Here is a 12600-nt window from a genome sequence, read left to right as displayed (position 1 = left end):
GCTCCTCGAGCCCATCGGCAACATCCCGCCTGCCGAAGCCGAAGCGAACTACTATGCTGCCGCTGAGCAGATCGTTATGGCGGCGTGACTCACATCTAATGGCCTCCGGCAAACCCGGCGCGGTTCAGACCGGCTATGCTCGCAGAACGATGACCTTCGACCCTAAAGCCATCACAGGCATCATCCTAGGAGCAAGGTGCCCTGACGCTGTCGTAGATCATGCGAAGGGGTTGGCCGCGTCTCATGGTTTGCATGTTGCGCAGATGGTCCCGGATGAAAGTACGTTCCAGCTCATCTTGCAGGACGTTGATCTTACATGAACTCGGGCGCAGTGGCTCATCAGAAGTCCTCAGTTCCGCGTTCTGCCTTGAAAGCCTAGCAGGTCGACGAACTGATGGGGGTGCTCCGCAAATGAGCGCCTGATGATCGCAGTGGCGCGCACGCACCAGTTTGTGCAATGTGCCGCTGTGGCTGGGATAAACCCCGAGATCCTGATCTGGGCACGCGAGACTGCTGGTCTCGATCTGGAGACGGCTGCGCGCAAGATCGACCTGGGCGCAGCGCGTGGGGTATCTGGCGCTGAGCGCCTAGCCGCAATGGAGGCTGGCGAACTCGTCCCCAGCACCTCTCTCCTTCGTCGAATGGCCGATAAATATCGGCGCCCAATGCTAACTTTCTACCTCCCAAAGGTGCCCGCTCCGCCGGAATTGGGTCAGGATTTCCGAACTCTGCCCGATCAGGGCGACGAGTCCAACGTGCTGCTCGCGAGCTTACTCCGAGACGTTAAGGCTAGGCAGGCCCTCGTGCGAGAGACCCTCGAGGACGACGAAGACGCGATCGAGGTCGAATTTATCGGTTCCGGCAAGAGGATCCTCGACGCCGCCGAACTCGGCCGAGCGATAGCTCGCGCGATCGGATTTGATCGGGCTGAGTACCGAGCAAGAGCGAAAGGAGAGGAGGCGTTTGCTTACCTTCGGTCGTTGGTTGAGGCCAAGGGGGTTTTCGTTTTGCTTGCAGGTGACTGCGGGCACTGGTCCACGGCGATTGACGTCAGGATCTTCCGCGGGTTCGCGATTGCCGATCCGCTTGCGCCGTTCATTGTGATCAACGACCAGGACGCGAAATCGGCTTGGGCGTTTACCCTTCTCCACGAGCTCGCGCACCTACTTCTCGGCGAAACAGGTGTCAGCGGCGGCACGCCGGCAGCTGGTGTCGAGCAATTGTGCAATGATGCTGCCGCAGCGGTGCTAGTGGACCGCGCCGAGATTGGTAACCTGCGGGGACGCTTAGGAGGCGGGGGTGGCGACCTCGATGTAATTGCAGCGTTCGCTGACAACGCCAACATCAGTCATTCCATGGTAGCCTATCAGCTGTTTCGCGCGGGCGTCGTCGATGAGGCTCGCTGGACAGAGCTGCGGGACAGGTTTCGCGCACTCTGGCTTGGGCAAAAGGATCGCGAGCGACAAAGAAATCGTGGCAAAGCCGGCGGTCCCAACTGGTACGTCGTGCGCCGGCACCGGCTCGGTTCTGCGCTGTTGGCGCTCGCGCGCCAGGGGATGGCCGACGGCTCCTTAACGCCAACGCGCGCCGCTACTATGCTTGGGGTGAAGCCGATGAACGTCTACCCGCTTCTGGCTGAAGCACGGCGAGCCCCGAACTGATGCTCTATCTGCTGGACGCCAACGCGCTAATTACCGCGCACAACACTTGGTACGGTCAAAAGCGGGTTCCCGAGTTTTGGAGCTGGCTCATTCATCATGGTGCAGCGGGCACCATAAAGCTGCCCCAAGAGATCTACGCCGAGGTGGAGGCCGGAAAAGACGAGCTCGCGGCTTGGATGCGTGATGCGGTCACGAAACAGGCACTAATGTTCGACGAGGACAGCGACCTGGAGGCGGTTCAAACTGTGCTGGCCCGCTATGGTGATCCGCTGACGGAAGACGACATGATTAGGATCGGGCAAGACCCGTTCCTCATCGCGGCCGCCATCGGTAAAGCGGACCGCTGCGTTGTCACTGCCGAGGTCTCGAAGCCAAATCGGACTGGCGCGCGTCGACATGTCCCCGATGTTTGTGGAGATTGTGGTGTCAGCTGGATCAGTCCTGTGACCTTCATCGCCGAGCTCGACTTCTCGACGGATTGGGATTCTATGGATAAGCTGGTGGGATGATTGCGGTGGAACGTCGCTAACGCATTTTGCTGCTGATTTCGCCATTGCTTCATCTGGGCGGGGAGCATTGTATGAATGCGCGGACCGAAATCATCCCGGACAACGCTAAAAGTGCCATCCTTGGGGAGTCAGCGCGCTATTCGTTTTGGGCTTCCGCTGAACATCTAGCGTTGATTTCAAGCCTAGTTGGAGGCTTTCTCGTTTTCTGCGGCATGGGATATTACAAGCGACTCTTTGCGGAGTTTGCTTTGGACCCTGGGTTGGTGGAGATAAGCAACTTTCAGTTGATTGCTAAGGGAGTAGACTGCTCCTTTTACTCCCTAATTCAACTTGTCGTGAGAAACTGGTACCGCTGGGGGCTGAGCATTGTCATAGGATCTGTCATTGGCCTCATCCTAATCGCGTGCCTTTGGCACCGCGGAGGTATGGCTCTTTTGGATCGGATTGAGCCCGTAAACGCCCGCGTAGGTCGATGGACAATGACAATCCTCAAGTGGAACTTCGCGATTCTGTTGGCCTCGACAGGATTCCTCGCCGGCTCAAATGGAGGCGGCGCCCAAGCCTCATATTTGCAGCAGGTGCGGGCTAACCCGACAAACTGTTATGCCCTAGATGGAAAGCTCTATTCGGGCGTTATTTTAGCTCAGGATCGTCAAAGAACGGTGCTGATACGGCCTGACCGGACTATGATTGTAGATAATTCGAAGTTAAACTACGTTATTGCTTGTGATCGGTACTAATTGTTCAGTGTCTTCGATCTCGTAGGGAAAACGGGGCCGCGGACTCGCATTTTGGTGGATGGGTAAGGTCGCTGCAGCTGAAGTACATCGGCGTACGTGCCGCGGAGCCAGCGCTCAGCGTCCGCCGGGTCTAGGATGGTGATCATAGCCTTCGGGTGGATGGGCTCAACCAGTTCATTTGCGTCACACGTCACCATCGTGAAGCCGGGGCCGTCGACGGTTCGCTGCCAAAATCCCGCTACGGCGAATATCGGCTGATCGGCAACGCTGAACCACATCTCGCCCTTCAGCGGCGGCTTGCCGTCCCCGAGATCGTGCTTCTCTGGGGTGAACTCGGCGAACTCGGTTATCGGGATGATGCACCGGTTCTCCGGCGTCTCAGCGAGCCGGCGCCACTGCGGGAGCTTGAGGTTCCTCACGTTCGTCATCGGGTAGGCGGCTTGTCCGCCGAGGACGTCCCAGGTCATCACGTCCCAAGCCCGTTTCCCGTCCTGGTCGCGGATGACATAGTTCCGCGACTTCGGCCGCAGCTCCACCGGGTCGAACCGGTTGTCTCGAGGGCGCTCGGTAAACAGCTCGGCCGCAGATCCAAACAGCGTTTCGGGTTCACCGCGATAGCGGGCTCTATTGCACATGGGGCCAAGCTAGCATCCGGATTCTCATCTGCAACGTTGTCTATGCCGTCTCGACGGCGCTGCTCTGGAATGGTGGCCGTTCGCCGGTCGCATCACGGGACGAAGCAGCATGACCGAAGCTGCGACAGCGACAGGCGACGAACAAGTGGGGGAGGAAGCATCAGGCGCTTTCAGCATGAAGCCACTGATGTTCGAGACCTTCGTCTGCTCGATGGCGATGATGTCGTTCGTGGCGCTCGCGGGCCCCATCGCGCGCGTGCTTGGCCTCGAGCCATGGCAGGTCGGCGGGGCGATGACCGCGTCGGGCATCGCCTGGATGATCATGGCGCGGTTCTGGGGCGGCCTTAGCGATCGGCGCGGCGCTCGTCGCTTGACGGCTTGATTGGATCGGGGGCGCCGCGATCAAGCGTTACCGCTCGGTTAGAGAATGGGATGACCAAATTATCGCTGCAACTTTGCCATCGCTTCCACTTCGATGGTTGTAAGCTCGTCGATTGTCAGGTCGAGCGCAGAGCGCTGCGTCTTCAAGTCGACCAACCTTTCCCGGATGCGGGCAATCAATCGCTCCATTTGCTCCTTATGCTCGGGATCGGCATCGTAGAGATCGAGAAACTCCTTGATTTCCTTGATGGAGAAGCCAAGGCGTTTGCCGCGCAAAATCAGCTGTATGCGTCCGATCTCACGCCTGGAATATGCCCGGGTACTGCCTACCCGTTGAGGGGCGATAAGCCCCTCCTTTTCGTAGAAGCGTAGCGTGCGAAGTGTCAGTCCGAGTTCCTGAGCGACATCCTGGATGCCGTACACTTGTAAATCCGCATCCTTTGCGCGGGTTCTCCCCTTGTGCGTGGGGTTGTCGCGATCCGCGTCCTTAAGCGTTTCATCGTCCTCGGCGAGGTGGAGCGAGTTCCCCATGCCATCCACTCCCTGTCCTCCAATCACGGCTACCCTACCACTCAAGCGCATAAGCCTCGTAGCTTGACAGGGGATAGAGGCTCAGGCGAGCTTTTTGTTCTCCTCCTCGATCAAATCCTTCTTCGAAAGTTTGCCGATCAACGTCTTGGGCAGGCTGTCCCGGAATGCGAAGGCCTTGGGCATCTCGATCTTGCTGAGGCGATCCTGCAAAAAGACCTTGAGTTCATCGACGGTCAGGTTCGATCCCTCGTGCAGCGCGATGAACAACTTGGGAGATTGACCTCTGTAGGCGTCAGGAATCGCGATTGCGATCGCCTCCTTTACCGCCGGGTGCTGGTAGGCCGCATCCTCGATGATCCGGGGATATACATTATATCCGCCACAGAAGATGATGTCCTTGATGCGGTCGACGAGGAAGAGATAGCCATCCTCATCAAAATAGCCGATATCGCCGGTTCGTAGCGCGCCATCGACGAAGACAGCACTGGTTTCTGCAGGGCGCTGCCAATAGCCCTTCATCACCTGAGGGCCGCGGGCGCACACTTCTCCGCGTTCTCCCTGGGGAAGAATCCGCGAGGGATTCTCCGGATCTCGGATCTCGATGATGGTGCCGGGGAAACTTGGGCCGCAGCTATTGTCCTTCACCGTCCCAAACAACGGGTTGCAGGCGATGATCGGGGCGGTTTCGGAGAGCCCATATCCTTCCACGACCCTGGCACGCGTGCGTGCCTCGAACTCCTCGCGTACCTCGAGCGGGAGCGGTGCGCCGCCGGATATACAGGCGCGCACGGCCGAGAGATCGGGTATCTCGTCGTCCGGAAGCGCGTTCAGGGCAACATAGATCGTAGGCACGCCGAAGAACTGTGTCGGCGGCTTGCGCTTCATCGTGTTGAGAACCTGCTTCATCTCAAACCGTGGCAGCAGGACGATTTCGGCGCCGATTTCGACTGAGAAGTTGAGCACCGTCGTGAGTGCGAAGACGTGAAACATGGGCAGGACGCCGAGAGTTCTCTCCTGCTGCGGGCGAAGTCCTCCCACATGCACCACCATCTGGGCGCTGTTCGCCGTGAGGTTGGCGTGGGTCAGCATTGCGCCCTTGGGCACGCCGGTTGTGCCTCCGGTATATTGAAGGACCGCGACATCATCAGGGTGACGTTCTACCGCGTCAGGTTCGGCATCATGGGCGAGAAGCGCCTTGAGCCGGACATGAAGGCCTTCGTCGAGTATCCGCGCGTGGTCTTTTCGCTTGAATAGCGCAAAGCCCAGGCCTTGCAGCCAGGGCAGCATATCCCTCATGCCGCACAACACGATCTTGTCCAGCCCGGCACGTGGCGCGACGGCTTGCACTTTCTCGTGGATTATCCGGACGTCCGGTACCGCCATCATGCGCGTTCCCGAGTCCCGGATCTGATGCTCCAGTTCGCGCTCCGTGTAGAGCGGGTTGAAGTTGACCACGATCGCACCCACGCGCAGCGCCGCGAAGTACAATATCGCGAAATAGGGGCAGTTCGGCAGGCACAGGCCGAACCGATCGCCCTTGCGCAGCCCCTGATCCTGCAATCCACGTGCTGCACGGCGAACGAGTTGCCCCACCTGCGCATAAGTCCAGGTTCGCCCGAGAAAGTCGATGGCGACGCGTTCGGGATAAAGGTTCAACGCATTGTCGAGGAGGTCGGTCAGGAGCCGTGGCGGAATTGCCGGTTCCGGTATCGACGGGAAGGCGCTGATGGCGGGCTGGGGCATGGCGATCTCCAGCATCAGAAGTGGAAACGTCCGCCGAGCGACAGCACGACGGCGTGCGCGTCCTCGAGCTTGCCGTCCATCAGGATCGGCGTCTGCACGGCCGTGCCGGCATAGGCCGCTGTCGTGCGATCAATAGTCGTATCCTTGAACGTAATATACGCTGCGCCCGCATCGAGCGTGAACCGGGAAGACACGGCATAGCTTGTGCCGGCAGCGAAATTCCAACGGTTGCTGTCAGGCACTCGAGCGTCCCGATTGCCGTTGCGCGTCGGGGTCTGGGCGTGTTGAACGCCGGCACGAACGGTCCAGGCTGGTGTGACCGCGTAATCGATGCCGCCTGCGAAGCTCCAAGTGTCCCGGTAATTTTGCGGGATTGAAACGTTGAGCGGCGCGCCGAGCCGGATAGCGTCGAATTTCGACCAACCCATGCGGGTCACCTGACCGTTGAGGGTGACCTTGGGCGACACCGCCACGCGCGCTCCGAAGATCGCCTGCCAGGGGGTCTCGAACGTGGCGTTTGCATTCACTACGCTGTTTTGCCCGGCGAGCGGACCAAGAAGACCGGTCGTCGTCACCGAACCGTCGAGATTATGCTTCACGCTCGACTTGTAGCTGGCGCCCAGTTGCATGGGGCCGGCGCGATATTGCAGCCCGGCCGACCAGCCAAGATCCCAACCATTGCCTTTCAGCTCCTGGTGGCCGTCGGCGAGAAGAGGCGATAGGTTCGGCAGATAGTTGGACAATGATGCGTCGGCATATTCGATATTAAGCGCGGCGCCGATGCTAAGATTTGGCGTAACGAGGTAGGCGATCGATGGCTGGATGTCGTATGTTCGCAGCTTGGTCTTGTCGGCGCTATACCGTGCCCAGCTGTCGGCATCATAATTGGTTGTGAAGCTATAAGGGGAGGCGACGGTCAGCCCCAAAGCGAGCCGTGATGTCAGGCCGACGGCTATCGCGCCGGAGGGTAGTACGCCATTATTGATCGGATCACGAGAGCGTTGGCTCCCGCCTACAGCCGCAGCCGACTGCCCGGGACGGACAATGAGCGTGTTGACATTGTCAACCGACCCTTTGGGAAGGATTACGCTTACGGCCTGGTGGGCATCGACTCCTTCCATGCCGGCGATCGCAGCCGGATTCCACCAGAGGGACTGTACGCCCTGGTCGGCGACCTCGCCCGAAAAGGCTCGTCCGGCACCTCTGGACGATTGTTCCTGAAGGTAAAAGGCCTGCGCGCTCGCGGCTTGCGGCGCGAGCAATCCAGCCGCCACGGCCGATGTTGCGATCCCAACTTTCCAATTTTTGCCTGCCACGCCCATCTCCCCTTTCGTGATTGTCAAATTCCTCGTGCTTATCGAAGGCGCGTCCATGTCTGCGTCTTGCACAGGGGCCAGACGATGCAGCCCTTGAGGCGCAAATGATCCCGATCGGCTAACGTGACCGTCGCGCTGTATGTACCGCCATCCTCAGCGTTGTAGATGGAACCACCCGACCAACTGCCCGACTTCCACGTAAAACCCTGCAGAATCTGCAATCCACGAAGCGGACGACCGCGCAACGCAGCGGTCTTGTTCTTTTCGTCACGTAGTTCGGGGTTGGCTTTGATCCCGTCGGAACTGATCAAGGCACCGCAGATCGATTGCCCGCAGCGGGTGATTTCCACGACGCCATGACGGCTCTCGGTTTGCCAGCGACCGACAACGGCGTCGGCGGGCAATGCAGTGCTCGAAGCCAGTAGTGTCAGAATGATCGACATTGTTCCTCTCCGCGCGCCTTCAGGCGACCGTCTGTTTCACGTCTGGAGCCAATATGCGGCAAATCAGCGTCCCATAACCATCTCAATGACGTATAGGTAAGTCAATAGCTCAATGCGTCATCAAAATGCCTATTAGGTTGTGTGCGAATTGGAGGGGTCAGGCGCTGCTGGCCCCGTCGTCAGGGTTCGGGCGTGTTCGTGTGTGACGCCGTCAAGCTATTGATCTGTGCGTGCCTTCAAGCAAGGAAAGATTGCGATAATTGCCCAGTTCCTGAATGCGCTGGATGGAACGCGACACTTCGCCGTCAGCCGCCCCGTTCGCGGCAACGACCAGGCGCCCGTAGCCGCCGGCGTGAATGCGAAAGTCGCTCCAGATCCGGACGCTATCCCCGATGATGCAGGAGACGAGATGGCCCGGATGGAAGTCGGCCCGATCGACAACCGGCTCGGCGTAGCTATCGTTCGCCACAACGACGATGTGGGTTGCGCGGATGACCAGGCCCGGCAGCGTTTCCATCCACTGCAAGGTATCACTGAAGGGGCCGACGTCGGGAGCAGACCAGAACTGCGCGTCCGCGCTGACCGAGGTTGACGTTAGCGTCGTGGTGACCGCTTCACTGTGCCTTTCCCAGGCCAGCCGCCCGTTGGCGGACCACTCCGTTTCCAGGTGGCGCCGGTTGCGATCGATTCCAGAGGCGCATCGCTGCTCCAGGATCAGCCATTCCTTCTCCCGGTCATTCTCATCGACCAGGCGAATCGTCTGAAATGCCATGGCGGGCAATTCGAGTGCAGGAAAACGGCGCAGATGCATTTCGCCGACGATCTGACGCCGGAGGGGATGCTCAGAAAATCGCATGTGTGCGCCTTCGAAAACAGGTGCAGTGGCGCTTGGGGAGAGGCGCAGCCGTCGATAAGACGGGCGCGAGCATCATCGCCGGGATGAGAGTGCGCGGTTTTTCACTGGCGAGCATCCGTACGTTCCTCGGCCAAGACCTCCGATATCAAGCCTCCCGGGAACCGGTGCATGACGATTCCCTCGACGGCGTGAGAAGAGTGCCAAAGATTTTAGTTGACGTAAACGTCATTTCACGCACCATTAGGTAATCAGATGTCCGATTCCCTGGAGAGGCTATCATCGATGCGTAATGTGGTTGTTGCGGGCTATGCCCGGTCCCCCTTTCACCTGGCAGGCAAGGGCGCGCTGGCGCGCGTCCGCCCTGACGATCTGGCCGCTCAGGTCATTCGCGGACTGATTCAGCAGACCGGCGTGAAGGCCGAAGATATCGAGGATATCGTGCTGGGCTGCGCTTTTCCTGAAGGCGAGCAGGGCTTCAACATCGCGCGCCTTATCGGTCTTCTCGCCGACCTGCCGCTCTCTGTCGGCGGCATGACCGTTAATCGCTTCTGCGGATCGTCGATGAGCTCGGTCCACATCGCTGCGGGCCAGATTCAGCTTGGCGCCGGCGAGGCCTTCATCTGCGCGGGCGTGGAGTCGATGAGCCGCGTGCCGATGATGGGGTTCAATCCGCTGCCGAACCCCGAGCTCGCGAAGAAGAGCGCCGCCTATATGGGCATGGGCGACACGGCGGAGAATATCGCGACCAAATATCAGATCACCCGTGCCCAGCAGGAAGCCTTTGCGGTCGCCAGTCAGGACAAGGCGGCCGCGGCTATCGCGGCCGGCAAGCTCGAGGCCGAGATCGTGCCGATCACGACCAAGGCGGGCGTGGTCGACAAGGATGGCACGCCGCGTGCCGGCACGACGACGGAAACCCTCGCCGGGCTGAAGCCGGCCTTCAGCCAGGACGGCACGGTAACGGCGGGAACGTCCTCGCCGCTGACCGATGGCGCAAGCGCAATCCTGGTCACGAGCGAGGATTATGCGCGCGCGCATGGACTGCCGATCCTTGCCCGCATCAAGTCGGTTGCTGTCTCTGGCTGCCAGCCGGAGATCATGGGCATCGGACCGGTCGAGGCCTCGCGCAAGGCGCTGCAGCGGGCGGGGCTCAGTGTGGACCAGCTTGACGTTGTCGAGCTCAACGAAGCCTTTGCGAGCCAGTCACTGGCCTGCATCAGCGACCTGGGGCTTGACCAGTCGAAGGTCAATCTGGACGGCGGCGCCATCGCGATAGGCCACCCTCTGGGGGCGACCGGTGCGCGGATCGTGGGCAAGGCCGCGGCTCTGCTGAAGCGCGAAGGCGGCAGCTATGCGCTTGCCACCCAGTGCATCGGCGGCGGTCAGGGCATCGCCACCGTGCTGGAGGCGGCGGAATGAGCGAGCAGGCCATCAAGCCAGTCGGCGCCCCGCCGGAAACCATCAAAAAGGTCTGCGTGATCGGCGCAGGCGTCATGGGCGCCGGCATCGCAGCGCAGGTCGCCAATGCCGGCGTGCCGGTGCTGCTGCTCGATATCGTGCCCAAGGAGGGCGGCGATCGTGACGCCGTGGCGAAGGGTGCGGTCGCGAAGATGCTGAAGACCGATCCGGCGCCCTTCATGTCGAAGGCTGCGGCGAAGCTCGTTGAAACGGGCAATATCGACGACCATCTCGAGCGGGTGGCCGAATGCGACTGGATCGTCGAGGCGATCGTCGAACGGCTCGACATCAAGCAGGCGCTCTACGCCAAGCTCGAGCAGCTCAAGCGTCCGGGCACGGCGGTATCGTCCAATACCTCGACGATTCCGCTTGGCCATCTGGTCGAGGGGCGGGACGATCAGTTCAAACAGGACTTCCTGATCACCCATTTCTTCAATCCGCCGCGCTACATGCGGCTCATCGAAATCGTGACCGGCCCCGACACTGATACGGCTGTGGCGAGGCGCGTCTCGGATTTCGTCGATCGAAAGCTCGGCAAGCGCATCGTGCCGGCGCGGGACACGCCGGGCTTCATCGCCAATCGCATCGGTACCTACTGGCTGGCCGTCGCGATCAATGCCGCGATGGACCAGGGGCTGACGGTGGAGGAAGCCGACCAGATCGGCGGAAAGCCGATGGGCGTGCCCAAGACCGGCATTTTCGGCCTTGTCGATCTCGTTGGCGTCGACCTCATGCCGCTGCTCACGAAGAGCCTGTCCTCGACGCTGCCGGCAGGTGACGCCTATTTCGACACGGTGAGGCCGATGCCGCTCGTCGACAGGATGATCGCGGAAGGCTTTACCGGGCGGAAGGGCAAGGGCGGTTTCTACGCGTTCGACAAGGCGACGAAGACCAAGAAAGCGCTCGATCTCGCGACCGGCGAATATCGCGTATCGGTGAAGCCGGCTTCCTTGCCGGGCCGGGCCGAGAAGGACCTGGCAGCATTGGTTGCTGCGCCCGGCAAGGTCGGCGCCTATGCCTGGGAAATTCTCGGCAAGGTTCTTTCCTATGCCGCGAGTCTGGTCGGTGAAGCTGCGGACAACATCGTCGGCATCGATGACGCGATGAAGCTCGGCTACAACTGGAAGTTCGGGCCGTTCGAACTGATCGATCGCCTCGGGCCGGGCAAGCTCGCCGAACGGCTGGCCGCCGAGGGGCGGGATGTTCCCGCGATCCTCAAGGTAGCCGGAGATCGGCCTTTCTACCGGGTGCAGGACGGCCGTCGGCAATATCTCGATGCCGCCGGCGACTATCATGATGTCGTGCGGCCCGAGGGCGTGCTGCTGCTGGAAGACATCAAGCTCCATAGCCAGCCGATCCTCAAAAATGGTTCGGCGGCACTCTGGGATGTCGGCGACGGCGTTGCCTGCCTTGAGTTCACCGGCAAGATGAACGCGCTCGACGGCGATGTGATGAAGCTGATCGGTCAGGCGATCCCGGTCGTGCAGGACAAGTTCAAGGCGCTCGTCGTCTATAATGAGGGCAGCAATTTCTCCGCCGGCGCCAATCTCGGTCTTGCTCTGTTCGCACTGAACATCGCGGCATGGGGCGAGATCGAAAAGCTCGTCGCGGGCGGGCAGCAGGCCTACAAGGCGCTCAAATATGCGCTGTTCCCGGTCGTGAGCGCTCCGGCCGGCATGGCATTGGGCGGCGGTTGCGAGATCCTGCTCAACAGTGATGCCGTGCAGGCCCATGCCGAAAGCTATGTGGGTCTGGTCGAGTGCGGCGTGGGTCTGATCCCTGGCTGGGGCGGATGCGGTGAAATGATCGATCGCTGGCGCTCCAGTCCCGGCATGCCCAAGGGGCCGATGCCGGCCGTAGCCAAGGTCTTCGAGACGGTATCGACAGCCACTGTGGCAAAGTCGGCCGCCGAGGCGAAGGAGCATGGCTTCCTGCGTCCCTCGGACGGCATTACGATGAACCGGGACCGTCTGCTGGCGGACGCCAAGGCGAAGGCACTGGAACTGGCCGACGGTTACAAACCGCCTGTGGCTCCGGAATTCCGCTTGCCTGGCGCGGGAGGCAAGTCCGCTCTTTCGATGGCTGTCGAAGGCTTCCAGGCCCGTGGCCTCGCCACATCTTACGATGGTGTCGTATCCGGCGCGCTCGCCGACGTCCTGACGGGCGGCGAGAAGGATCTCATCGACATCGTGACCGAAGAGGATCTGCTGGCGCTCGAGCGCAAGGCCTTCATGCAACTGGTGCGCGACCCGCGGACCCAGGCGCGCGTCGAGCAGATGCTCGTCACCGGCAAGCCGCTGCGTAACTGATTGGCGGCCGGCGGCCGG

General features: G+C 60.8%; 12 protein-coding genes. 6 read left to right on the top strand and 6 right to left on the bottom strand.

All coding sequences use genetic code 11. From position 1 onward, the window contains the following. Positions 1 to 422: 422 nt before the first annotated feature. The 3 genes from CA234_RS19570 to CA234_RS19560 are packed head-to-tail and all read left to right on the top strand — an operon-like array spanning position 423 to position 2910. Positions 423 to 1661, top strand: a complete 1239-nt coding sequence (locus tag CA234_RS19570; RefSeq protein WP_206431249.1) for an ImmA/IrrE family metallo-endopeptidase — start codon at positions 423 to 425, stop codon at positions 1659 to 1661. Further along, on the top strand, positions 1661 to 2170 hold the full coding sequence (locus CA234_RS19565) for a DUF4411 family protein (protein WP_126002541.1): 510 nt from the start codon (positions 1661 to 1663) through the stop codon (positions 2168 to 2170). Before CA234_RS19570 ends, CA234_RS19565 begins: the two co-directional genes overlap by 1 nt. 26 nt (positions 2171 to 2196) lie before the next feature. Further along, a complete protein-coding gene (locus CA234_RS19560) occupies positions 2197 to 2910 on the top strand; it encodes a hypothetical protein (protein WP_126002540.1) in 714 nt (237 codons plus the stop codon). Here CA234_RS19560 and CA234_RS19555 read toward each other — a convergent pair. Continuing rightward, on the bottom strand, positions 2907 to 3545 hold the full coding sequence (locus CA234_RS19555) for an SOS response-associated peptidase family protein (RefSeq protein WP_126002539.1): 639 nt from the start codon (positions 3543 to 3545) through the stop codon (positions 2907 to 2909). The genes CA234_RS19560 and CA234_RS19555 overlap by 4 nt on opposite strands. Positions 3546 to 3654: 109 nt before the next feature. Between CA234_RS19555 and CA234_RS19550 the strand changes: the two genes are divergently transcribed. Further along, entirely contained in the window at positions 3655 to 3927 is a 273-nt protein-coding gene (locus CA234_RS19550; RefSeq protein WP_017503288.1) for a hypothetical protein, read from the top strand. A 59-nt stretch (positions 3928 to 3986) separates the two neighbouring features. Here the strand turns inward: CA234_RS19550 and CA234_RS19545 are convergent, their stop codons facing one another. From CA234_RS19545 to CA234_RS19525, 5 genes are all read right to left on the bottom strand, one after another. Continuing rightward, positions 3987 to 4457, bottom strand: coding sequence for a MerR family DNA-binding transcriptional regulator (locus CA234_RS19545; RefSeq protein ID WP_017503287.1), 471 nt, complete (start codon positions 4455 to 4457; stop codon positions 3987 to 3989). Between the two features lie 81 nt (positions 4458 to 4538). After that, positions 4539 to 6200 carry a long-chain fatty acid--CoA ligase gene (locus tag CA234_RS19540; RefSeq protein WP_125972982.1) on the bottom strand — a complete coding sequence of 554 codons (1662 nt, stop codon included), beginning with the start codon at positions 6198 to 6200 and terminating at the stop codon, positions 4539 to 4541. Positions 6201 to 6214: 14 nt separating this feature from the next. Continuing rightward, the gene (locus tag CA234_RS19535) at positions 6215 to 7522 is read right to left on the bottom strand and encodes a porin (RefSeq protein WP_125972984.1); all 1308 of its coding nucleotides are present in this window, start codon (positions 7520 to 7522) and stop codon (positions 6215 to 6217) included. Between the two features lie 32 nt (positions 7523 to 7554). Next, positions 7555 to 7959 carry a DUF2147 domain-containing protein gene (locus CA234_RS19530; RefSeq protein ID WP_125972958.1) on the bottom strand — a complete coding sequence of 135 codons (405 nt, stop codon included), beginning with the start codon at positions 7957 to 7959 and terminating at the stop codon, positions 7555 to 7557. Between the two features lie 211 nt (positions 7960 to 8170). Next, entirely contained in the window at positions 8171 to 8815 is a 645-nt protein-coding gene (locus CA234_RS19525) for a DUF3422 family protein (RefSeq protein WP_125972960.1), read from the bottom strand. Positions 8816 to 9097: 282 nt separating this feature from the next. Between CA234_RS19525 and CA234_RS19520 the strand changes: the two genes are divergently transcribed. Further along, positions 9098 to 10234: a thiolase family protein gene (locus CA234_RS19520; protein WP_066861522.1), complete on the top strand. Its 1137-nt coding sequence runs from the start codon at positions 9098 to 9100 to the stop codon at positions 10232 to 10234. Continuing rightward, positions 10231 to 12582, top strand: coding sequence for a 3-hydroxyacyl-CoA dehydrogenase/enoyl-CoA hydratase family protein (locus CA234_RS19515; RefSeq protein WP_004206971.1), 2352 nt, complete (start codon positions 10231 to 10233; stop codon positions 12580 to 12582). Before CA234_RS19520 ends, CA234_RS19515 begins: the two co-directional genes overlap by 4 nt. The last annotated feature ends 18 nt before the right edge of the window (positions 12583 to 12600 follow it).

The sequence above is a fragment of the Sphingomonas sp. ABOLE genome, assembly GCF_003950455.1.
GTDB lineage: Bacteria > Pseudomonadota > Alphaproteobacteria > Sphingomonadales > Sphingomonadaceae > Sphingomonas > Sphingomonas trueperi.
The sequence above is the reverse complement of the archived record's forward strand: the minus strand, read 5'-3'. Positions and strand labels throughout refer to the sequence as shown.